Source organism: Bacillus sp. SA1-12 (assembly GCF_000981385.1).
Lineage (GTDB): Bacteria > Bacillota > Bacilli > Bacillales > Bacillaceae > Metabacillus.
Map to the genome: position 1 here is coordinate 1 of NZ_LATZ01000004.1, position 23,000 is coordinate 23,000.

Annotated in this window: 25 protein-coding genes; 6 read left to right on the forward strand and 19 right to left on the reverse strand. The window is 37.9% G+C overall.

What is annotated here, in order from left to right; all coding sequences use genetic code 11:
- The 3 genes from WQ54_RS03535 to WQ54_RS03545 form a co-directional block, all read right to left on the reverse strand.
- A partial coding sequence (locus tag WQ54_RS03535; protein WP_046512230.1) for an IS110 family transposase occupies window positions 1-814 on the reverse strand: 814 nt, incomplete at its 3' end.
- A gap of 95 nt (window positions 815-909) precedes the next feature.
- A complete protein-coding gene (locus WQ54_RS03540; protein WP_046512233.1) occupies window positions 910-1,107 on the reverse strand; it encodes a GrpB family protein in 198 nt (65 codons plus the stop codon).
- Window positions 1,108-1,152: 45 nt separating this feature from the next.
- A complete protein-coding gene (locus WQ54_RS03545) occupies window positions 1,153-2,046 on the reverse strand; it encodes a PhzF family phenazine biosynthesis protein (RefSeq protein ID WP_046512235.1) in 894 nt (297 codons plus the stop codon).
- A gap of 191 nt (window positions 2,047-2,237) precedes the next feature.
- Between WQ54_RS03545 and WQ54_RS03550 the strand changes: the two genes are divergently transcribed.
- Window positions 2,238-3,032 (forward strand): sporulation protein, encoded by a 795-nt coding sequence (locus WQ54_RS03550; protein WP_046512238.1) that lies wholly within the window; start codon window positions 2,238-2,240, stop codon window positions 3,030-3,032.
- A 102-nt stretch (window positions 3,033-3,134) separates the two neighbouring features.
- Here the strand turns inward: WQ54_RS03550 and WQ54_RS35570 are convergent, their stop codons facing one another.
- From WQ54_RS35570 to WQ54_RS03580, 8 genes are all read right to left on the reverse strand, one after another.
- Window positions 3,135-3,365: an ankyrin repeat domain-containing protein gene (locus WQ54_RS35570; RefSeq protein WP_156177696.1), complete on the reverse strand. Its 231-nt coding sequence runs from the start codon at window positions 3,363-3,365 to the stop codon at window positions 3,135-3,137.
- Between the two features lie 350 nt (window positions 3,366-3,715).
- Window positions 3,716-3,865 (reverse strand): hypothetical protein, encoded by a 150-nt coding sequence (locus tag WQ54_RS33360; RefSeq protein WP_156177673.1) that lies wholly within the window; start codon window positions 3,863-3,865, stop codon window positions 3,716-3,718.
- A gap of 162 nt (window positions 3,866-4,027) precedes the next feature.
- Entirely contained in the window at window positions 4,028-6,376 is a 2,349-nt protein-coding gene (gene helD, locus WQ54_RS03555; protein WP_046512241.1) for an RNA polymerase recycling motor HelD, read from the reverse strand.
- A 647-nt stretch (window positions 6,377-7,023) separates the two neighbouring features.
- Window positions 7,024-8,022 (reverse strand): 4-hydroxythreonine-4-phosphate dehydrogenase PdxA, encoded by a 999-nt coding sequence (gene pdxA, locus WQ54_RS03560; RefSeq protein ID WP_046512243.1) that lies wholly within the window; start codon window positions 8,020-8,022, stop codon window positions 7,024-7,026.
- Complete coding sequence (locus WQ54_RS03565; protein WP_046512246.1) at window positions 8,019-9,323, reverse strand: four-carbon acid sugar kinase family protein; 1,305 nt, start codon at window positions 9,321-9,323, stop codon at window positions 8,019-8,021. The genes pdxA and WQ54_RS03565 overlap by 4 nt, the downstream gene beginning before the upstream one ends.
- A 39-nt stretch (window positions 9,324-9,362) precedes the next feature.
- Window positions 9,363-10,331 carry a 2-keto-3-deoxygluconate permease gene (locus WQ54_RS03570; RefSeq protein WP_046512249.1) on the reverse strand — a complete coding sequence of 323 codons (969 nt, stop codon included), beginning with the start codon at window positions 10,329-10,331 and terminating at the stop codon, window positions 9,363-9,365.
- 129 nt (window positions 10,332-10,460) lie between these two features.
- On the reverse strand, window positions 10,461-12,230 hold the full coding sequence (locus tag WQ54_RS03575; protein ID WP_046512251.1) for a sigma-54-dependent Fis family transcriptional regulator: 1,770 nt from the start codon (window positions 12,228-12,230) through the stop codon (window positions 10,461-10,463).
- A 397-nt stretch (window positions 12,231-12,627) separates the two neighbouring features.
- Window positions 12,628-12,852: a hypothetical protein gene (locus WQ54_RS03580; RefSeq protein ID WP_046512254.1), complete on the reverse strand. Its 225-nt coding sequence runs from the start codon at window positions 12,850-12,852 to the stop codon at window positions 12,628-12,630.
- A gap of 113 nt (window positions 12,853-12,965) precedes the next feature.
- On the opposite strand from WQ54_RS03580, the gene WQ54_RS03585 reads away from it, so the two are divergent.
- The gene (locus WQ54_RS03585) at window positions 12,966-13,295 is read left to right on the forward strand and encodes a YolD-like family protein (protein ID WP_046512743.1); all 330 of its coding nucleotides are present in this window, start codon (window positions 12,966-12,968) and stop codon (window positions 13,293-13,295) included.
- Window positions 13,296-13,553: 258 nt separating this feature from the next.
- Here the strand turns inward: WQ54_RS03585 and WQ54_RS03590 are convergent, their stop codons facing one another.
- A complete protein-coding gene (locus WQ54_RS03590; protein ID WP_046512257.1) occupies window positions 13,554-14,153 on the reverse strand; it encodes a sulfite oxidase-like oxidoreductase in 600 nt (199 codons plus the stop codon).
- A 109-nt stretch (window positions 14,154-14,262) separates the two neighbouring features.
- Here WQ54_RS03590 and WQ54_RS03595 point away from each other — a divergent pair, with 109 nt between their 5' ends.
- On the forward strand, window positions 14,263-14,850 hold the full coding sequence (locus WQ54_RS03595) for a biotin transporter BioY (protein WP_046512259.1): 588 nt from the start codon (window positions 14,263-14,265) through the stop codon (window positions 14,848-14,850).
- 32 nt (window positions 14,851-14,882) lie between these two features.
- Here WQ54_RS03595 and WQ54_RS03600 read toward each other — a convergent pair whose 3' ends face one another.
- Window positions 14,883-15,422 carry a DUF6241 domain-containing protein gene (locus tag WQ54_RS03600; RefSeq protein WP_052737642.1) on the reverse strand — a complete coding sequence of 180 codons (540 nt, stop codon included), beginning with the start codon at window positions 15,420-15,422 and terminating at the stop codon, window positions 14,883-14,885.
- A gap of 184 nt (window positions 15,423-15,606) precedes the next feature.
- Between WQ54_RS03600 and WQ54_RS33365 the strand changes: the two genes are divergently transcribed.
- Window positions 15,607-15,759: a hypothetical protein gene (locus WQ54_RS33365; protein ID WP_156177676.1), complete on the forward strand. Its 153-nt coding sequence runs from the start codon at window positions 15,607-15,609 to the stop codon at window positions 15,757-15,759.
- 70 nt (window positions 15,760-15,829) lie between these two features.
- On the opposite strand, the gene WQ54_RS03605 is transcribed toward WQ54_RS33365, so the two are convergent.
- Together WQ54_RS03605 and WQ54_RS03610 are read right to left on the reverse strand one after the other, a co-directional pair.
- Window positions 15,830-17,164, reverse strand: coding sequence for a Na+/H+ antiporter family protein (locus WQ54_RS03605; protein ID WP_046512266.1), 1,335 nt, complete (start codon window positions 17,162-17,164; stop codon window positions 15,830-15,832).
- A 349-nt stretch (window positions 17,165-17,513) separates the two neighbouring features.
- Window positions 17,514-19,025 (reverse strand): leucyl aminopeptidase, encoded by a 1,512-nt coding sequence (locus WQ54_RS03610; RefSeq protein WP_046512269.1) that lies wholly within the window; start codon window positions 19,023-19,025, stop codon window positions 17,514-17,516.
- Between the two features lie 231 nt (window positions 19,026-19,256).
- On the opposite strand from WQ54_RS03610, the gene WQ54_RS03615 reads away from it, so the two are divergent.
- Together WQ54_RS03615 and WQ54_RS03620 are read left to right on the forward strand one after the other, a co-directional pair.
- Entirely contained in the window at window positions 19,257-19,736 is a 480-nt protein-coding gene (locus tag WQ54_RS03615; RefSeq protein WP_046512273.1) for a divergent PAP2 family protein, read from the forward strand.
- 10 nt (window positions 19,737-19,746) lie between these two features.
- The gene (locus WQ54_RS03620) at window positions 19,747-20,547 is read left to right on the forward strand and encodes a cobalamin-binding protein (protein WP_046512276.1); all 801 of its coding nucleotides are present in this window, start codon (window positions 19,747-19,749) and stop codon (window positions 20,545-20,547) included.
- 10 nt (window positions 20,548-20,557) lie between these two features.
- Here the strand turns inward: WQ54_RS03620 and WQ54_RS03625 are convergent, their stop codons facing one another.
- The 4 genes from WQ54_RS03625 to WQ54_RS03635 form a co-directional block, all read right to left on the reverse strand.
- Window positions 20,558-21,283: a 3D domain-containing protein gene (locus tag WQ54_RS03625; protein ID WP_046512279.1), complete on the reverse strand. Its 726-nt coding sequence runs from the start codon at window positions 21,281-21,283 to the stop codon at window positions 20,558-20,560.
- Between the two features lie 380 nt (window positions 21,284-21,663).
- Window positions 21,664-21,984, reverse strand: coding sequence for a YuiB family protein (locus WQ54_RS03630; RefSeq protein ID WP_046512283.1), 321 nt, complete (start codon window positions 21,982-21,984; stop codon window positions 21,664-21,666).
- A 76-nt stretch (window positions 21,985-22,060) separates the two neighbouring features.
- On the reverse strand, window positions 22,061-22,186 hold the full coding sequence (locus WQ54_RS34200; RefSeq protein ID WP_197089529.1) for a YuiA family protein: 126 nt from the start codon (window positions 22,184-22,186) through the stop codon (window positions 22,061-22,063).
- Between the two features lie 152 nt (window positions 22,187-22,338).
- Window positions 22,339-22,824 carry an NUDIX domain-containing protein gene (locus WQ54_RS03635; RefSeq protein WP_046512287.1) on the reverse strand — a complete coding sequence of 162 codons (486 nt, stop codon included), beginning with the start codon at window positions 22,822-22,824 and terminating at the stop codon, window positions 22,339-22,341.
- Between the last annotated feature and the right edge of the window lie 176 nt (window positions 22,825-23,000).

Below are 23,000 nucleotides of genomic sequence, written 5' to 3' on the forward strand. Positions count from 1 at the left end.
GGGCTGTAGCGAGATCAAATTCTTCAAGTAATTGTTCTAAGTGTAGTTTATAAGCATCATGTGCTTGGTGACTACCAACAGAATGTTTGGCTAATTCTATTAGTAACTGTGCTTTTTTAAAGCCAGCGTGTCGCTTCATCAGTGTTTTCCAACCTTTTACTATATCCTGTGCTTCCATGGAACGTAGTTCCCTAGGTGTAGGAAATAAGCGAAGAGTTGCGATTGCCCCTTTGCCTTTGAAGTCTTTAAATACCTGTCGAAGTTCAGGGAAGACAATATCTACCCAACGATTTATTTGGTTTATGGAACTGACGAGCCGTTTAACAATCACGTCACGGTTAGCCATTAATACTCGAAGTTTTTCGAAAGGTTCTGAAGTGGGACGAATAAAGGCATAGTAGCCATTCTTCACCATATCAGCGATGACGAGAGCGTCTTTTTTATCACTTTTGGATTGGGTGTTATCTCGGTTTTCCTTATTCTTTTTTACAAGGTGAGGATTAACTGATACGACATCAATGTTTTGTTCGTATAGCCATTTCGATAAGTTAATCCAGTAATGTCCGGTAGGCTCCATACCAACTATTGCTTTATCAAAATTTTTTACAGCTTTTAATCCTTTGATCCATTCTAGTAACCTAGTAAAGCCCACTTCACTATTTTCGAAAGAAAGAGGATTACCAACCACAATACCACGATAATTTACAGCTCGAGCTACATGGACTTGTTGTGCAATATCAACTCCGACAACGAGATGACGATCTGAGATTCTTTCAATAAGTTGATTTTGTTTGTCTTGCATTTTATACTTCATAGTAGAGCTTCCTCCTTAAGATTTGGGTTTAGAGTGGTGTCTATATTCAATCTTACTGAGGAGCTCTTTTTTTATCAAAGTCAATAATTTACTCTCTACAGGAATGCTAATGGCATTATATCAATAATAGGTTTCGCTTTTAAACCTGGCACAGCTGTACTTCCTATATGATGAATGTCTATCATTTCATCTTTAAAAAGCTCACAAATTTTTTTTGCTTCAGTTTTGAATAATTGAACCCAGTTATCATTATAGTTTGTAACAATTATGTTCATTGCACGGTTGACCATCATGAGTTAACTACCTATCACCATTATTTTAAGAATTTTATCCCTCTTCTACATAATCACTTCAAATTCCTTTACAAATACTGCATTCCCCGTAATCTCGATATCATAATTGTCATTGGTTTTAAAGACCTGTACCATAACCCGACCGTCTTTTTCGATTTCATGACCTTGTTCTACTATAAGATTTAGAGATTTTTCAAATTGCGTGTTTATGTATTTTGCATAATATGCTCCCATTACCCCTGAAGCAGTTCCTGTAACTGCATCCTCTATCGTACCGGAGTAAGGTGATGAGAAATGGCGTGCGTGCATATCTGCATGAGGATCATAAGTTTCTAAACAAAACGGATGTATTGAAGCTTTTGGCATTTCTTTTAAAATAGTTGGAAATAGCTTATTATTAGGTTTCATTTTTTTAAAGGCTTCAAGTGTTTTTATTGGAATTAAAAGTGTCCAAGTACCTGTACTGCCATAAAGAATAGGTAATTCACCATCTAGATCCTGTTTTGTTAATCCGATTGCGGCAGCTAACTCTTCCTTTGAGCCATTAAACTTTTTAAACTGCGGTGAAGCTTGTTTCATCGTTATGTACGTTTCATTACCTGCAGCTGCATGAAGCTTTATAGGTAAAACACCTGCCTTTGTTTCGATTGTAAAATCTGTTTTATCACCTAATAATCCTCTCGTTTTTAAGGCAAAGACCGTTGCCATTGTTGCATGTCCGCATAAATTCATTTCATGCCCTGGCGTAAAATAACGTATTCTAAAATCAGCAATAGCAGATTTTACAGGAAAAGAAGTCTCATTGAAACCTACTTTTAACGCAATCTCTTGCATTTCTTCCTCTGTAAGGTCATCTCCATTAAAAACAACACCTGCTGGATTCCCTTTATTAGGCTCTTTACTAAACGCATCATAATGATAAACCTTTACCGGTTTCACTACTAAATTCCCCCTATATAAAGTTCAGATTATATTATGATTTTACCACTAATTACTAGAGACTTGTTCAGCCATTGATTTAAGAGATTAAAGGATTTACACTGTCCTTATACCACTAATATAGCGTATATTTGAAACTTTCTTTATATATATTCGTATGAAGAATATAACAATATTTATGAGGTGATTTCATGTCCATTTTTAATAAGATAATTGCTAGTGTTGGGGTTGGTTCCGCAAAAGTAGATACAAAGGTCAGGAAAAGTTACTTTACACAAGGTGAGATTCTTGAAGGTGTTGTTGAAATTACCGGCGGATTAACTGCACAAAAAATTCAATCAATCAACCTTAATCTAATGACTTTATATGGCTATGAAGATAGTGATCGCCTATCATCTACTGTTATTTATACTCACAAGGTAAACGAACCTTTTGTTATACAAAAAGGAGAACGAAAAGAAATTCCGTTTTCATTTAGAATACCATTAGATACCCCTATTACAATGAGGGATCCAAAAACAAATAAAAATGTGCCGCCTGTGTGGATTGATACCGATGTAAATATTCTAAATGCTGTTGATCCAAGCGATAAAGACTATATATCTATAGAACCTTCAGAAGTTCAAGAAAACATTGTAGAAGCAATAAAAATAATTGGGTTCAGATTTAGACAAATGGAAAGTCAAAAAGTGCCTTTTGGAATAAAGACAAAGCGTCCCTTCGTGCAGCAATTCGAGTTCGTCCCTTCCTTTGGGAGATACTTGAACAAGCTAGATGAACTAGAAGTCTATATCTTACAGGATGACCATGAAACAACAATTTATTTTGAAGTCGATAAGAAAAGTAAAGGTGCATTTTCATCCATAGTGGAGAAACTAAACCTTGATGAGCATAGGGGCAGTATAACATTTAAAAATGATGAAATATTACATAACCGCAGACTTGTAAGTGATCGATTTGAACAAATAATTGAGAGCGATTTATAATTTCTTTTTCTGAAAAGCTGTTCTAAACGTTTGTTAACTGCGATAAGTACTTAATAAAGCTGCTAGTTAGCAGCTTTTTCCCTTAACAAAAGGCAGTTTATATTAATTGTAACTAAAAAGTTTAAGAATTAACTTCCATATATGAGAATGGGAAATGGCATTAATATCCGCATTGTAATTTAATAGGATTTGTACAGAATCTTTTTTGCCAAAATGTGATGCAAATCCTAGCGGAGTTAATCCTTGCTCGTTTTCTAGATTTGTTAAAGCTGGGTTAGAAATAAGAGCCTTTTCCAATGCATCTACATTATTTGATTCAATAAATTGAAAGATATCTTCACTTCTAAACTCACAATTAAACCCTCCATTACTATTTTTAAGCTGTTTTCGGGATCTTTGTTGCTCTTTTCAGTCCCGCTTTCCTAACCAGGAGTCTCGAAAACCAACTTCAATCAACTTTTATTAGTTTTTGTCAAAGAACTGATTAAAAATAACAATCTCTTAGAAAATGCCTATATTTAAAATACTTCTATTTCCTGGCAAATTTACCTTTATCTTCAAACAATAATTTTAAAATACGAAATAAATCATACATCTCTTATCCCGGAAATTGGCATAAAAAAAAGACGCGTTACTCGATTAACGCGCCATTTTGCATATGATTAACAATTTAAATAGAAAGATCATCCATTTTCTTTTATATGCCCTGCCATCATTCCGGGATTCGCTTCTATTGTTTCATCGTTTGGTGCATGTTTCGGCCTAATAAGGAATGTACATAGAAGTGCTCCTGCTAATGCAATCCCTGCAAATAAGAGGAATGTTTCACCCATAAGCAGGGACGGCAGCTTCAATTGGGGAGCTTTTCTTTCATATGATCAGTAATTCTTGACGTTAGGAACCCAGTCATTCCTTCCACTGCAAATAATACCATTACTTGTTGGCTGCATTAGTTTAAATTTGGGTTATTCAGTTTAAGGATAGCAAAACCACATTCACTCCTTTGTTAAGCTCAAAAGTAAATTATCGGACGCAACATCGCGCAAAAAGGGGCTCATTTCACCTACACTGTATAGCTGCAAATGATGCATAGCACGGGTGCAGGCAGTGTAAAACAATCTGCGCAGGCTCTCATCTCCGTAACTTTTAGCTGATGCGTCATAAATAATAACCGCGTCGAATTCGATCCCTTTGGCCAAATACGCCGGTATGACGACAACGCCTTGCTCGTATTCAATCGTTCCGCTCTTCACGAGCTTAATCTCTTCGATACCTCTCAAGGAATCGTATGCAGCGGTGCTTTCCGCTGCAGATTTGCATATAATCGCGATTGTGCTGTACTGCCGTTTCCGTAAAGATGCAACTTTGGAAGCAATGGAATGATGCAATTCAGCTCGATTAGACAGTTGCGTCAATATAGGCTTCTCGCCATCGCGATCAAAAGCGGTAATCCGTTCGCCGTTAGGTACGAGTCCGCGTGTAAATTCGACGATCGGTCTAGTGGATCTGTAGCTGCGGGTCAAGTTAATCGCAGCCGTTTCATCCGGACCGTATAAGCCAGTAAGGGTTTGGAAATCGACCATTTCATTTGCATGCGCGAATATAGCTTGGTTAAAGTCACCGAGCACGGTCATTCTTGCCGAAGGAAACAATCGTTTCAAAAACTCAAATTGAAACGGAGAATAATCTTGCGCCTCATCTACAAGTACATGTTTGATCGAGCTGTTCGTCTGAAAGCCTTGAATCATCTCTTTCATTAGTAAAAACGGAGTAGCATCTTCGTAAAATAGTTTACCTTCTTCCAGCATTTTCACCGTTATTCTGCAAATATCCGGCCACTCCTCGGGTGCATCCCCGTCCATCCACTGATTGATCTGGATGGGATCTGTAAAAAACTGCTTGTATATTCCCTTAATGTTAATGAAACGAAACCCCTTGATCCGTTTTCGCAACGGCTTTAACTTCTGACGAACAATCAAGCGGGCTAACGCTTTAGGCTCGATTTCATAATCATGAATCGACTCTCCTTTAAAGCCGCGTTTTTTTGCTAAATAGGTATGTGCCTTATGGTAATCCTCATTGCTGAGCAGTTCGATTTCCTCCTGTACCCATGGCTTAGACCGTTCAAGTTTCTCTGCTTCATCTATTTCCTTAATTAGCCAATCCTTCAATTTCTCAAGTCTGTTATGAAAGCGAAGCGAGGTGTCACTGCTATAAAACTTTTCCGTAATTTGTTCAGCAGTTACAATTGTCTTTCCTCTGAAGGTAATCCCTTTGAATACCATTCCAGATAATTCCAGTGATTCTCTGTACGATTTAATCGCCTCAAAAAAACGGGTTGCAGCCTTGAATCGGATACTAGCAATCCTCGTTCCGTAAGATGGTTTATCCACTGCAGTCAAAACATATTCCAATTGATCGTAAGGATTCTCAACTAGAAACTCACTTTTCAGCCGATGATCCAAATATTCCTGAAATGTGACCTGCTGCATATTCTCCTCGCCGAGTTCTGGCAGCACATTAGAAACGTAACTATTAAACATTGAATTAGGCGAAAAAAGAATGATTTGATCGGCATTCAGCACATCTCGATATTTATAGAGCAAATACGCAATCCTCTGCAGTGCAGCCGATGTTTTACCGCTGCCAGCAGCGCCGTGTACAATGAGCATTCGTCCGCGGTCGTGCCGGATAATCCGGTTTTGCTCTTGTTGTATGGTGGCTACTATACTGTGCATATGTTTGTCTGTACCTTTACCAAGCACCTGTTGTAATATCTCGTCACCAATAGTGAGACTGGTATCGAACATCGATTGGATCATGCCGCTGCGAATGAGGTATTGCCACTTTTTCTCTAGCATGCCATGGATGACCCCTCCAGGTGTAGCATACTTGGCGGGCCCAGGTTGGTAATCGTAGTAGACACTCGAAATCGGAGCCCTCCAGTCGTAGATAAGGAAATTCTCTCCGCTTGTATCCGTGAGCGTAGAGATGCCAATATAGATTCGTTCCGCAGTTGAAGTTCCTTCTTCAATGAAATCGATTCGGCCAAAATAAGGCATCCCTTGCATGCGCCGCAGCGAAGTTAATCTTTTAGATGCATGTCTATGGGTGCTTTGGCTTACTGACAGGGCTTGAGCCTCTTGTCTCAAGTTGATGATCGTCTCAAGAAAATCGTCGAAGGTATCAATATTTACCTTTACTTCGTCCCAAAAGTGTTTGCGGATATTCACAACTTCCTTCCGACGCCTGGAAGTTTCGCCCTCCAATCTATTGATTTGCTCTGTAATTACCTCCATTACTCTGTAGACACGTTCTTGCTCCCTGCGAAGTTCCATGTCCATATCAAACACTCCTTTAAAAATAAAAATAGGGGTTGACTGAATTGGATTTTATGCTGTATAATTAAAATAGGGATATTTTATACAAAAATCCATAAAATGTGTGCATCTATATAAATTTACCACAGATTCTCATTTTTATCAATACATTTACAACCGACCATCACGATGATGGATCATGATTACTGAAATTTCAAAAGAAGAAAAATCCTATTTTATAAAACAATGCCTATAACACAAATTATTAATCGCATATTTACAGCAATAAGAAAATCCCAATATTAAAAGCCCCATTTCTTAAGATAACTTATAAGAAATGGGGCTTTTTTGTTATATCCTTAAAGCTCCCAATCTTTTCTATTTGGTAAATATTAACTTTTATTTCAACTTAAAAGTTGAGGTTATATTATTTTTGATACCGTTCACTATTACAAGTCTAAATAGGGTTTTATCTTGTCAAATAAAAGTTAACTGTCTGTATGAGCAAATAATGGCGCAACACCATGCTCAGCCTAAGGCAATTAAGAAGCACACGCATAGAAGAAAGCCATTCTTCGCCAAGGTTTAAACATTTCTTTATACAAAAAGCTGATTCGAATAAAGCATTATTCAATGCCTTTTTCAAATCAGCTTAGGTAAACTCTGAACTATTAATGCCTTTTTGGAGCTAACTCAATCGCTTGTCTAATTGCTTCCTGAAGACTTTTTTCATCAGCAATGCCTTTTCCAGCTATATCAAAGGCCGTTCCGTGGTCTACACTTGTACGGATGATAGGCAATCCGACTGTAATATTTACACCCGCGTCTAAACCCAATACTTTGACTGGACCATGTCCTTGATCGTGATACATCGCTACCACAATATCAAAATCGCCGCGGACAGTTCTGAAAAAGAGGGTGTCTGCCGGCAGCGGACCTACTACATCGATTCCTTCACTAGCTGCTTTTTCAACAGCAGGAACAACCTTCTCTGCCTCTTCTCCATACCCGAACAATCCGTTCTCTCCCGCATGGGGGTTGATTCCGCACACTGCAATTCTAGGTGTCTTATATCCAGCTTTTTTTAATGTTTCATGTGCTAATTCAATCACTTTGTAGACACGATCAGGATTAATCATTTTTACTGCATCGATAATCCCAACATGTGTAGTGACATGAATGACTTTCAATTTTGGTGCTGATAGCATCATGGAGAAGTCTGTTGTGTTTGTTAATTCAGCTAAAATCTCAGTATGACCGGGATACATATGGCCGCCCTTATGCAATGCTTCCTTGTTTAAAGGGGCAGTACAGATCGCATCTATCTTCCCTTCATTAGCAAGCTCAATCGCCTTCTTTAAAAATTCAAAGGCTGCATGCCCGGCTTCCGCTGAAACCTGACCAATCGGCAAATCAGCCGGGACCAGATCCATGTCAAGACAATATACCTTCCCTGGTTCATAGTCAGCTTCCTCTACCTCGTTAATCTTTACAACTTCTAAATTTGTCTTTACAAATTGTTGAGCCCGGTCGAGAATTTTGGCATCACCAATCACAAACAGATGACATTGTTGATAAATCCCCTTATTATTTAAGCTCTTTAATATGATTTCAGGTCCGACTCCTGCAGGATCACCCATTGTAATCCCGATTACTGGCAACTTATTCATTGTTTCTCTCCTTTCAATTCTAGTACCGCATTGACCAATGATTGTTCAGTACCAAAAGCACCTGCTTTAGTAATAGCATATAATTCATGCTCTCCAGCTAATTTGCCAAGCGGAATACCCGGCTCCACTTCTTTCAGAAGCACTAAGCCGCTTGCACCAATTTGACGGCAAACGTCCTTTGCTGTATCTCCGCCAGTTAGCACAAGTCCCGAAACAAATGAATGATTTTTCAAAAACTCACTTGCGATTTCACCTAATCCCTGCGAAATCCGATTGCTTATCTCTGAAGAAGAAAGACCAAGCCTTTTTCCAGCCCCAGCCGTATTTTTCCGAATTTCAGCTGAGGAGTCCACAAATAAAACAGCATTATATCCTTCTTGATATGCTGCGACCATCTTTTTTACATAGGATTTCTTAAAGTCCTCCCAGCGATTCTCCTCTTCAAAAACCGTTATCGGGTCCACTTCCACCGCAATCATTCCGTCCATCTCTAGTAATCTCGAAATTTGGCCTCTTGTTACACTTGAAAGACTCCCTGAGACCACTAAAATATGTTCATTTTCCCCCATAACCGGCTTCACTGCAACTGAGTTGATCATCCCTAATTTTTCGGGTAAATATTCTGCCAATCCGGCTGATCCGACCCAAACTACATTTTCAGTGATTGATGAAATACAAGAAGCAATATTTTCAAGATGCTCATCTAATACTGCATCAAAAACCAACCATTTAACACCTTTTTGCTGCCAATTTGAAAGCTCAGCTCTCCATGATTCGATATCTGAACCGAGATCTTCCGTTCTTACGAGACCTACCTTTTGATCGGATTGGCTCTCAAGCAATCGACAAAGAGAAGATTCCTTAACCGGACATTTTGGATCTTTAGAAATTTCTGTTTCTGAAAGTGGAATTCCATTTAAATAATGCATTCCATTTTTCGTCGTTCTACCAATCCGGGGAAAGGCAGGAGCAATGATACAGAACTCAGGGTCAAATACTGTAGTCACTGCTTCAATTTCAGCACCAAGATTACCTCGCAAAGTGGAATCAATCTTTTTATAAATATGTGTAAATCCATTCTCTTTTAAAAAGAAAGAGGCCTTAGAAACAGCCTCATATGCTTCAGTTTTACTTACAGCCCGGCTATCCGTGTCAATAACAATGGCATCTAAATAGCTTTGCTCGGCAGCCAGCGGATGTAAATCAAATATAACAGATGAACGTAATCCTTTTTTCACCAGCTGTACTCCACTGTCGTTTGCACCTGTTAAATCATCTGCAATCATTCCGATTTTATTCATTCCCAGCTCCCTCTCTTCCTTTCTAGCGACAAACATTTATTAAGATTGTGCAGTATTAGCTTTAACGCCGATACGTTTTGCCCACCAGGCTACCACAATCGGTACTAAAATGGCTGTGACAATAACACAGGAAGCGATAAGAGCTGTTGCTGATGCAACCAGCGGCTCATAAATAGCGTTTGCTGAAGCAACAGCGGCAGGGACACCTACCGCATTACCAGCAGTGGATGCAGCTGATAATCCGGCAATCCCGTTTCCTTTTCCAACAAGGCGATCAGCAAGGAACAGCGTTGCACCCGTGATCGTAACAACAGCAACTCCCAATAGAACTCCTAAAATTCCAGCTTTCCAAACATTTTGAAGATTTAAGCCGGCACCTAGTGCAAATGCAAAGAATGGAACAAGTACAGGAACTGCTTTACTTAAATAATTACGCATTTCTTTATCAAGGTTACCAAGCAGCATACCAACTATTAACGGAATAATGGCTCCAACCAACGTCTGCCATGGGAAGGCAGCAAGACCCGCCACACCCAGAGAAATCATCGTTAGGAATGGGCCAGATTCTAAACTCATGATCGAATAAGCACCAACATCTTCCTTTTTACCAAACTGACCCATTAAGGCCATATATAAGCCACCGTTTGTGTCATTCATCGCTGCAACAATCGCTAGCACAGAGATACCCGCGAAGAATCCGCTCTCAATCATGCCTTCACCAAGGAATTGAGCTGCAATTACACCAACTAAAGCTGCAGTAGCTACTTTTGTTCCTAATAAAGCTCCACCTTTTTTAATGATATATGGAGTAGCTTTGAAATCGATGGTTGATCCCATACAAACATAAAAGACTGCTAAAATCGGTAAGGCTCCAGTCATCATAGCTCCGGTAAATGAACCAAAGGTTGTTGCTGTATTAGGAAAAAGTGTATTTATAATCGCTCCAATAATCAACGGAACGATCATCATTCCTCCCGGGATACGGTCTAATGTTGCTTTGATCTTCATCTGTAATTCCTCCCTCATGTATGTTGTGTTTCATTTTTAAACAACAAGTTTTTGAAAACCGCTTACAATTAGGATTATAGGACATGAGTTAATCAAAGACAACAACAATAATGTTTAATTTTGAAACAACTACTGAAGCTTTCTCCATAAAGTTGCTCTGCTAATCCCCAGTCTCTTTGCTGCTTTGGACTGGTTCATCCCTTCTTCCTTTAATACTTTTTCCAATATCTGCCGTTCGATTTGATCCCACGTAGTATTTAAATCAATCTCTGTCGTTCTGAAACTTGCTTCGTATGTGAAGCTGTATCGTTCCCATACAAGATCCCATTCCTCTTTGCTAATATAATGACCTTTTGCAAGGGCCAGCAGCTCCCCAATAATATTTTCGAGTTCCTTTAAATTTCCTGGCCAGGCATATTCCATGAGCTGTGCTAGAACTTCTTCTCGCATTCCGACAATGTGTTTTCCGTATATAGAATTATGTTTTGCTATTAAAACCCTTGTAATTTCCTTAATATCCTCGATTCTTTCACGAAGTGGAGGGATTACAAGCTGATATTCCCCTAACAAATGAAGGAGTTCTTGGTTAAAGCTTGTATTTTTAAGCAGGTTTTTAAACTGTACTTTAGATGAGCTAATGATTCGTAAATTGGTACCTTTGCGAAGTTCATTTGCCAGACGTTCTAAAAACGGCATTGACAGCTTGTCTATATCCTCGATATATATCGTATCGTTTGATGGGATTTGGAGCAGCCCGATATTTGCTCCTGTTCCAAACAGCTCCTCTGCCAGCTTTGTTTCATTTACGGATTGACAGGAAACTCGGTAGAATCTCCCTCTGTTCCGCTGACTAGCTAAATGAATGGCTTCTGCAAAGCTGCCTTTCCCTGTTCCGGCCTCACCGGATACCCATATATGTTTATCTGTTTTGGCATATGTTTTTGCCCGCTTAATCGTTTTAGTGATTTGCTGGCTTGAGCCAATGATTTGAGCAAAGGAGGCAATTTGTACATGCATTTTAACGGTGCTTAATTCTGACATATAAGGATTTTTGTTAGGCTCAAGATAGATGAAAATATATTCCCCATTTGGGAAAGAATTTAATTGATAAGATTTATTATGGATAAGTACATGTTCAAACTGTACCCCTTCTTTTTCTAAATCGTTCAACTTCAGTAAAAAGTCCAGCTCCGAGGGAAGGACCTCCAACTCTCCAAACCACTGCTTTATTTGATCGTTTTTGTATAAAATCGAACCGCTTTTATCGAAAGCCAATATTCCAGAAGGACAATTTTGGACAATTCCCTGAAAGAATTGGGCCTCTTGGTTTCCCTTTTTATAAATATCATGAATATGTTCGACTTCAGATAGCATGTCTTGAATGGATTCTGTACCTGAAGTAATTAATATGCCATGATGGCCCATTTTTTGAGCGGTATTAACCGTTACCACATCTCCAAGCACAATCTGAGCCCCTTCTTTAACAGCCCTTTTAAGCGTTTCCTCCACTTCTGATTCATGGTTGACAGAATAGATCGGTATTTCAACATCTAATAAATTCGAAACCGTCAAAGCACCTTGGCAAATATTTGGGAATCCTATGATTGCCAGCTGGATGTTCGAATCTTTAATTAAAGTTAAAACTCGCAAAATATCATATCCAGATACAGGTATATCCACTACAGGGATTGAAACATGCTTACGGATGAAAGAAGCTGTTCCTCCACGGCTTACAATAACATCATAATTTTGCTCTTCGGCATTCATAACAATCGGCAGTGCTTCTTCCAGGTCTGCAATATCCACATCTATACTAAATCTGCTGTCCTCACCCGCTACTTGTAATAAAAGATCACGAAGTCCCTGATAAGGAGCAATACATTTTACTTTAATTTTCATTACCTTTTCCTCCAAAGTGTTTCTTTTTGAAACAATTATAAAGGGATTATACAATAGTTATTTAAAATAACAAAGATTGAGTAAATTATTAAAACAAAAAGCGGTGGATTTATTCGACACAAAAAGGATCATGGTCAATGATCCTTTTAAAAAGCATATTTATTAATACAGTAAAGCAACTATTAAAAATTCTTAAAAGTGAAGTAGGACGCTATTTCCATTTAATGATTCTCTCTATTTAAAATTAATGAGAAAATCCTCATTTTCTGATGAAACAAGCTGGCCCGTTTGTTAATTAATATCTCCCTTACTTGCATTATTAGTTCTACTAAGAAAAAATCCATTTTAACTATGTTTGGTCAGTATTTAAATAAACCGACTTTATGAGGAGATTATTCTATGCAAAATTTACAGTATTCTTTCTCCGTAATTTTGAAGCTGATAAAATATTTGAGCGACTAAATAAACGTGGTTGTTGTTTTAATAGACAAAAAGCTTTTATATACCCGCCATTAATTTCCTTCACAATGATAGTACGAAGCGTAATTTCTCCGGCATTCGAAATATAGATTATTTCAATTGGTAATTTTTCTTCTTTTGAATGTTGAAATAGGCCATTCATATTTATCAGCTCCTTAATTCATATTATATGCAAACATACGTTCATTTTATACTGGAAAATCGAACATGTTTTCGTATAATAAGGATATAATATTCATTAAGGGAATGGTAAACATGATTAAAGATCGAGGATCAATTAAGTGGACATCATTGACTCTGCCAGAACATGTTAATTTAGTTAGAGAAGATGAGAAGTGTATTTATAAGATAGAAAAACCTATTAATGATGAACATCAGCTAGAAAAGATTAATCATACGATTTGTGAAGCAATGGAATTAAATAAAGAGCTCGTTTTTACTTATTATGAAAATGGAGATATAAAACTATATATCGGATATATTCACTTTTTAGATGAAGTAAAGAAAGAAGTTAGAATCTTAGGTTTTCATCAAGAAAAATATATTTTAAAGATCGAGGATATTTTAAGAGTCGATATCAATTAATAAGTAGTGATTATCGCAATGATTTAAATGAATGAAAAGAATAAGAGCTTGAATTGGTTCAAGCCCTTTAAAATATCAATACTCCTTTTGATCATTAACAGATAGAACTTTTTCAGCTACAATTGAAGGATAACTGCAATAATTATTCATACGAAAATCGAATATTATTTCGAAAATCATAATAGATGTCATCCAAAAACCTTCTGGCTGTCCAGGCAGTGCTCCTTTACTTGAGTTCAAACATGCTGACATTGTGCATTAATCAAAAGCGTATCTTTCCTCCTTCCATGGATCCCCCTTCATATGATATCCGTTCCGCTCCCAAAAACCAGGATGATTATGCTCTGTAAACTGAATCCCGCGGAGCCATTTCGCACTTTTCCAAAAGTAGAGATGCGGGAATACGCCTCTTAGCGGAAATCCATGTTCAGGTGTAAGTGGTTCATTGTTAAAGGAATGGGCAAGCAGGCTTGTTTCCTTTAAGAAATCTTCAATGGACAGATTTGTTGTCCATCCTTCTTCAGCATGTAAAATGACATAATGAGCGTAATCCTTTATGTTTACGTCCTTTATTATGTCCATTGTTCTAACTCCTTGCCAGCTGGCATCAAGTTTTGACCAGCCTGTCACACAGTGAATATCATTGGAAAGATCGACTTGCGGAAATAATGTCATGATATCGTTGAGTGTATACAGCTTTGGGTGTTCCACTAAACCATAGATTTGTAAATTCCATTTTGAAATATCCTCATAATAGGGTACATTCCCGGCATGCAAAACAGGCATCTTTGTCGTTACATTTTGATTCGGAGGTACTCGATCTGTTGGATGTGTTCTTCTTTTTTTCCCAAAATACATTTTACTCATACCCTCCTTTTTAGTTAACCTTAATTAAAATTAAGTTGACATACTTAACGTCCTCGATTATTCTTTCTTTAAGAGATCTTAACATGTTAGGGGGATCACGATGAAGAGAAAATTAACTACATATGATATTACATTGGTTGGTATGTTTGCTGCTTTAATGGCTGTTGGTGCAAATATTACATCCTGGGCGCCATTTCTTCAAATCGCAAACGTTCCTTTATCGATGCAGCCGTTTTTCTGTATTTTAGCTGGCCTCCTTTTAGGAAGCAGACTTGGCGCATTATCCATGACGATTTATGCGTTAATAGGTATTGCAGGCGCCCCTGTTTTTGCTCAGTTCAGTGGAGGAATCGGCGTAATTTTTGGCAGTACTGGCGGATTTATTCTTTCCTATATTATTACGGCATATGCTGTTGGAAAAGTAATCGAATTAAGCAATGTTAAAAAACAGGCAACGTTTTTTACGGCATCCGTTGTGGGGATTTCCCTTATTTATGTAATCGGCACAACCTATATGTGGCTTGCATTAAATGTTTGGATGGGCGCCCCGATGTCTTATGGAGCAGCTTGGGGAGTAATGGCTTGGTTTATCGTTAAGGACGCCGCATTCACCATTTTAGGCGCACTGATCGCACCGAGAATATATTTCGCTGTAACTCGGGGAGCAAATAGACGAATCGCTGCTTAACTATAATAAGACAGCCATTTTGGCTGTCTTCTCTATTTTATTTTACCCTTATAATCCTCTAAGTACTGCTTTTCTTCCTCGGGAGATAATACTCCTTTCGCTTTTCCAATCGTTCCGCCTTGTAAATTCCAAACTGCATTATGGTCCTTATCTGCTTGGGAGAAGTCGTCCTTAGCCCAGCGATTTAGAATGTCTAAAAAGAGATCCTCATTTTCATAGCGTCCATTCTCAATCATATTTAGTAAAAATTGAATTCGTTCAGCAGTCATTTCATAATGAATCCATTTTTCTTCTGCTTCAACCTTTTGATGTGACATTCCGTGCATATAATGAAGAATCTCATCCTCTGTAAAGCTTGAGTTCCCATTATCAAAAGGATTTTCTGTTACCGCTTTCGAATTTGAATGTTGTGAAGCTGAAGACTTGTTATCCTCTGTTGGTGTAGCTTGTGCAGAAGAAGAGACTGCTTTTTGATCAACCCTATCTACTAAGATGATTCCATAGTATCCTAAACAAATGATAAGAACAATTACACATCCAACAATTAGCTTATGTTCCTTTACCCAGGTCAACAAACTCCCTCCTAATATAGCAGGATAATTTAATGATACAATGGGGAAAACACTGAGGACAAGAGTAAGGATTGTCGAAATCCCTCGCATTCATACTTTTTTACTATTTTTCCATTTTAAATGTATAATTGATACTAGCTTTGACCATAAAAATAGTAGAGTCTATGATGAGGGTGTGAACACAATGAAAGCAATCTTGGTTAAAAAATATTTTTTAGATATAAAAGAAAGAGAACAGCTGGAAAAAGAAGTCTTAGAAAAGAATCCCGACCTGGCAGAAACAATACTGGAATGGGATGATGAGGAGTTACTGGAGAGAATTAAACATTACCGATAGAATGAAAAAGCTGAGGCTGTCTAAAAAGGGTCACCCCCTTATTTTAGAGACAGCCTCAGCCTTTTTGTTTTTATAATATAAGTGCTGCAATCCAGCCAAAGATAATCAACGGGATATTATAGTGAATAAATGTTGGTACACATGTATCCCATATGTGATTGTGGTTCCCATCAGCAGATAAGCCAGATGTTGGTCCAAGCGTACTGTCTGACGCAGGTGAGCCTGCATCACCTAAAGCTCCTGCAGTCCCAACAATAGCGATCGTTGCCATTGGGCTAAAGCCCAGTTCCAGACATAAAGGAACAAAGATGGTCGTAATGATCGGAATCGTTGAAAAAGAAGAACCAATCCCCATGGTGACAAGCAAACCTACGATTAGCATTAATAACGCACCAATCGCCTGGCTGCCATTAATAATTGTTACGGAATCTTCTACCAGCAGTTCAACATGACCTGTTTTATTTAAAACACTTGCAAAGCCGGAAGCAGTAATCATGACAAATCCAATAAATGCCATCATTTTTATTCCATTTGTTACAACAACATCCGCCTCTTTACGTTTAAGGGTACCCCCAATATACAAAACAATTAAACCGGCTAAGGCGCCAAAAATCATTCCGTCCACTTCAAGCTTTTGGGAAAGAAAAAGCTGAACAGAAAGAGAGGCAATAATTGAAACAATTGCAACAGTTAGAGATTTTTTCGTATATGGTTGTGTGATTTCTTTTCCTGCTAGTTCACGAGTTTCATAAGATCTTTTTTTGCGATAAGAGAAGAATACCGCTACCAAAAGTCCTACAACCATTCCAATAGCAGGAATAGCCATAGCGTTTGGAATATCTGCCAAAGACACGGTTAAGCCGCTTTCCTCCATGTTTTGCTGCATAATTCCGTGGAAGATCGCGCCAAATCCAACTGGTAAAAACATATAAGGTGTAATTAAGCCAAATGTTAAGACAGATGCAATTAATCTGCGATCCAATTGGAGCTCATTAAACACCTTTAATAACGGTGGAATCAGAACAGGTATAAAGGCGATATGGACAGGGATCACATTTTGTGAAAAAATCGCCATGATTAAAATCATGAAAACGATAAGTACCTTAGAGAGTGTTTTTCGTTTTGTCTCCCCTTCACGACCGACAAGCTTGATCGCACTTGAAACCATCGCATCTGGCAACCCTGTTTTTGAGATAGCAACTGCAAATGCACCTAACAAAGCATAACTAAGAGCAACCGTTGCATTAGCACCTAAGCCGCTGGTAAATGTTTCGATCGTTGTTGCGACATCTAATCCCCCTGTTAGTCCGCCAACAAAGGACCCAACAATTAGTGCGAACACCACATTTATTCTTAATAAACTCAAAATGAGCATTACTATGACAGCTATTACTACAGCATTCAACAATAAAACCCCCAAAAATCCTTTAGTTTGCTAATATGGTAGAGAAATAAAAACAACAGTTTTTAATTTATCACACTCTTTTTCATCATGTCAACGGAATTTTATGTTAATAGCAGACTAAAGGAAGAGCGCATAGCCATTTTCTCACCATTTTATGAAAGATTTTATCGGAAATTCTACCTTTTCTCGCAACTTTTTAATTTATTCTAGCAACTTCTTAATGTTTTCTTGCAACTTTACGATTTTTTCTAGCAACTTCTTCATCTTTTCTTGCAACTTTACGATTTTTTCTAGCAACCTCTTCATTTTTTCTAGCAATGACTATTTATTGGACGAAAAAAATCGGCCTTTACAGCCGATTTTCTGTTTCAAAGCGTTCAACGAACGCTGCTAATGTTCTTGCCATTACACCTGTTGCTCCTAAAGGACCAAGATCAGTTTCCTTTGATGTTGTAGCCGTGCCAGCGATATCCAGGTGAACCCATGGCGTACTTTCCGCGAACTCACCTAAAAATGTTCCGGCCATAATTGGATGTCCTTCACGGCCTGGTGAATTATTTAGATCAGCCATTTTACTGTTTCGAACACGTTTTTTATCTTTTTCTGTAATCGGCAGGCGCCAAATTGGCTCTGCACATTCATGAGAGGCTTGCAGTACTTGTTCGAATAATTGTTCATTATTCGTCATAGCACCAGTTGTGTCGTTCCCTAATGCAATGATGACACCGCCTGTTAAAGTTGCAACATCCACTAAATAATTAGCACCATGGTGCTTAGCATACGTAATTCCGTCAGCAAGAGCTAATCTGCCTTCTGCATCCGTATTTAATACCTCAATCGTTTTTCCGCTTAACGACACAATCACATCATCTGGTTTAAATGCTTTGCCGCTAATCATATTGTCTGTTGAAGGAATGACAGCTACAACATTTTGTTCAGGTCTGATTTCTCCAATGATCTCCATTGCACCTAACACTGCTGCAGCGCCGCCCATATCGGTTTTCATGCCTACGATGCCAGCTTTCGGTTTAATTGAATAGCCGCCTGTATCATAGGTAATCCCTTTGCCAACTAAGCCTATTACATCTGTCCAATCTTCTTTTCCTTGATATTTCAATACAATCATTTTTGGCGGTTCTTCGGACCCTTGATTGACAGCCAGCAGAGCCCCCATACCGAGCTTTTCCATTTCTTCCTTCTCAAGTATTTCATACTCAAATTGATATTTGTTTGCTAATTCTATTGCATAGTTTGCTAATTCTGTTGCTGTTAAAAGATTAGGAGGCATGTTTGTTAACGTTCTTGCACTGTTTGCTCCATTTCCGAATGCATAGCCTATTTCTAATGCCGATTTTATTTCATCCAGCTCTCCCCCATCAACTGCCACATTGATATTTTCAATATTCTTCTCAGGCTCGTTGGACTTTTGCTTATAATCGACAATTTTATAAATAGATAAAGCAAATGCTTCTGCAAGAGCATAGGCAGCCTCACTGCGGTCAAAGTCATCTGTTACAAAAGTTTCTAAAGCAATTGTGACATTTTGTAATTTAGCTTGTTGAACAGTTTTGAACAGTTTTCCAAATACTTCTCTTGCTTCATCGAATTTTAATTCCTTTTCTCTTCCTAATCCAACAAAAAAGATGCGTTTTACTCCCAGCCTTCCCAGGGTATGTAATTTAGTAATCGATTTCTGTTTTGTGGGTAAGTCGCCTTCTTTCATCAATCCCGTGATTTGTCCATCTAATTGCTGATCCAGCTCAGCAGCAAGTCCTGAAAGTTTACTGTTTTGCTGAAACATCCCAATTACAAGGGTTTCATGCATTTCATTAAGTTCTAATTTATTATGTACCTTAAACAATTGCGGCACCTCCGTTTTCTTGATAATTATGATCGAACACTGCTAAGATGTGCTATAATGAAGAAAATCTTTGGCAGAACGATCGTTTGATAAAACCTTATAGAGAGCTGATACAAATGTTACTCTACCAGTATACAAAAATGTAGCAGCCAGACTCTATTTAAGCATATCAAAAACAATCCTGAAAATTAATCATGGCGTTTTCTGTACATCTTTGAAAGGGGTATACAATTGGATTTATTTTATAATTTTCCTTTACTTTCCTCATTAGCTGCAATATTTTTTGCCCAATTTGTTAAAGTGCCTATCCAATTCATTGCTACAAGGCAATTGGATTGGTCCCTCCTAACAAGTACAGGCGGGATGCCCAGCTCTCATTCTGCGGCGGTTACAGCTTTATCTACCGGGGTTGCACTTGATCATGGCCTTGACTCTTCCATTTTTGCTATTTCAGCTGTTTTTGCCATTATTACAATGTTCGATGCAACTGGCGTAAGAAGACATGCTGGTGAACAGGCAACGGTTTTAAACCAGCTTGTTCTTGATTTTAATCGCTTTGTTGAGGAAGCAAAGGTTTGGCCTAAAAAAGCGGAGCAAGATAAACAAAAAAAGTTAAAAGAGTTACTTGGTCATCAGCCTATTGAAGTGTTTTTTGGCGGATTAACCGGAATACTTCTAACTCTGTTTTTATACTTTGTTTTTATGATGTAGGAGGATGTCTATGAGACTCATTTCGATTTGTCCAAGTAATACAGAGCTTGTAGCTTATCTCGGACTAACCGATCACCTTGTCGCACTGGATGATTATTCTGATTGGCCGCAGGAGATCTCCCATTTGCCGCGACTAGGGCCTGATCTGTCCATTAATATAGATCTGTTAGAAACATATAAGCCTGACTTGGTGCTTGCCTCTCTTAGTGTTCCTGGAATGGAGAAGAATGTGGATGAGTTGAAGAAACGAAACATCCCGCATATTGTGTTTCATCCTCAATCCTTTCATGATATTGCTGAAAACATAAAAACACTTGGAGACCTGATGGGAAAGGAAAAAGAAACAGCACAGGCCATAGAGGCATACCAAAACACACTTCATACATATCGCCAACTGGCTGCAACTATTAAAAAGCCTAAAACCGTTTATTTTGAATGGTGGCCAAATCCTATCTTTACTCCCGGAAAAATCAACTGGCTTACAGAGCTTAGCCAATTAGCAGGAGCAAGGAACATTTTTGATGATGTCTCACTTGCTAGTGTTCAAACAACTTGGGAAGATGTATTCAACAGAAACCCTGAACATATTTGTTTATCATGGGTAGGTGTAAAGCAATCGAGAATGAAGGCTGAGCATGTATTAAAAAGGGAGCATGCATCTAACCTGCTTGCTGTAAAAAACGGCCACATCCATTTACTAGAGGAATCATTATTTTGCAGACCTTCACCTCGTTTGCTAGAAGGATTAAAACAGCTTGCCCATCTTTTGCATCCTGATTTATTTCCAAAGGCAAATGAAACAAAGAGCTAGTGAAGAAGTGCTAGCTCTTTGTTTTATTTTTTATAAATTTTTGTCTGAAAACTTGCATTGACTCATCATTATTCAAACTCTCCAACTGATCTTCGGTTAAAGTCCCATTGCCCATTTTGATGACATATACATCTAATTGTTTCTTTCCCCAATTATTATATACGTCTTCTACTGTCTCATAATATAGATCTAATCGATTTCCTTTTATGGCCCCGCCTATATCAGCAACAACACCATAGCCATACTCAGGAATAAATAAAATCGTTCCAATTGGAAATACATTGATATCTGCTGCAACAGTTGAATATAAATCACGCTTTACCTTTACTCCTGAATAAGTAATTCCATAGCTAGGATGATTTGGATTTTTCCCTGTTGACTCAACACCGGCTGTGTACCCCGTTGCAACAACCTTCTTTGAAGGATATTTAGACCAATCAAATGCCTCCTCTAGTGATACATTGCGATTGCTTGCTTCAACACTTGAAGAAATTTGTGTTCCAACGGTCGGTTCACTTTTCATCGATTTAAATGTTAAGCCTAAAAATCTAAACGTATTGTCGTTATCTTCATTATCTATATCCGGGGTTTTACTTGGATTTGAATAATCATGAGTATACCAATGCACAACATCTTTTGCTTCAAAACCTGAAATTGCTTCATATGTTGTTGTTAATGCTCCTAAAAATAAGAGGCTCATTAACATCCTTTTTCCGATTCTCTTTATACTTATCATATATTTCCTATTCACTCCTCTCACAAATCTAATCGTTCCCAGAATGATGAGAGAATATTCATATATAGAATAAATTGATAGTTTGCAAATTTCTAAAATAAAAGCTATATTGAAGCTCAGATTTCATGCTTCTGCTTGATGATTTAAATGGATTCTTGTGACTCCTGCGAAAAACAACGGAACAAGTAAGATGCCCTCAGCAGCACATCGTTAAGACTCCCAGTTCACCCTCTAAAAAAGCAAGCATCTGAAAGCGGAAAATCTCTAGGCAACTTAAGCGAGACAAAATAAAAAACCTGCCATTTCGATTGATGACAAGTTTTAAAATAACGATATACAGTTTTACATTCTCTAGCAAAGCGCTTACTCTTTTCTCATTCCTAAAACATTTGGTAGCCTCTTTTACGAAGCATTTTAATAATGATACCAGAAAGTATGGCTCCGGCAAGGCCGCAAGCTAAAATAAGGATATCTGCAAGTGCTAATGAAACAATTTTATTGCCTAAGGCAGAAAATGATTCACCAGGACTTAGAAAATATTCAATGAACTTCACATTATCTATAATGAAGATACAAACAATTGGATACACAATTGCCATGATCCATGACATACGTAATAGCATATTTAGTAAAAATCCGATTCCAAAAAACAAGACTAAAAATAATAGCATTGAAATTAATAAAACAGGTAAGCTTAACATGCCTATCACCTCCATTACACCTATTTAAGTGTACTAAAATGAAAGATAGACAGTCAATCCTAAGTCAGTGAACGTTTTATGACTTCTTACCTGTTCCCTCGCAGCTTTTGCATGTTTCGGAGCCGCCTAGTAATAACTGAAAATAACCGTTGCCAGAGCAATATGGACATTCTTGTGTCTTAACATCTGTTGTAGTAGTCATAAATGTCTCTCCTTTAGAATTGTAATAGGTCTTGTTAATATACCAAGTATTCTGACAATTATAAAGGAAGATAATCTTACATATTTTTTGATGTAAGCGAATACACAGAGCATTTTCTTTTAAATGCTCTGTTTTTCATAGAATTAAGAAAATTACAAAAATAGTCTATACGCTGTATAGCCAAAATGATCTCCAGGATTATGATGATCATATTTTTCAAGTTCAGTATCGAAGGAAGAGTTAGCAAAGTTCACAAGCAATAAAGAGGCATCAGGATCATGAATAAGTTGTAGAGGATGAATAAAAACAGCCTCTTCCAGCTCTTTTTCTTGAACAATAATAGAGTTGGTTTCAGCTTGGAGCTTAAAGATTATCATATTGTCGCTTATCACATCTCTAATGACACCGGATCGAATTCCAATAACACCTTCAACTTTTGTCATAATTCCTGTTTCCTCACGAATTTCTCTCACAACCGCTTGATCAATTGTTTCTCCTTGTTCTACAAAACCAGCTGGTAATGACCATTTCCCCTTTAACCCGCCATATTTTTTCTTTACAACCAGCCATTCTCCTTTTTCATTTCGTACAATCCCTGCAACAGCCAGCCAAACATTTCCCCGTTTTGACTTCAACATCGTTTCTAACTCCTTTTGCCAAATAGTGATAAAGAAAACTCACCGACTGGAGAGCCCATAATGCGCAGCGTGATGAGTGGCTGCCCTTAAAACTTTATTTTGGATACTTTTCTTCACTGCTAATTTATACTTTATTAAAGTACAATAAAAGGACAAAAGCAAGATGCCTTTGTCCT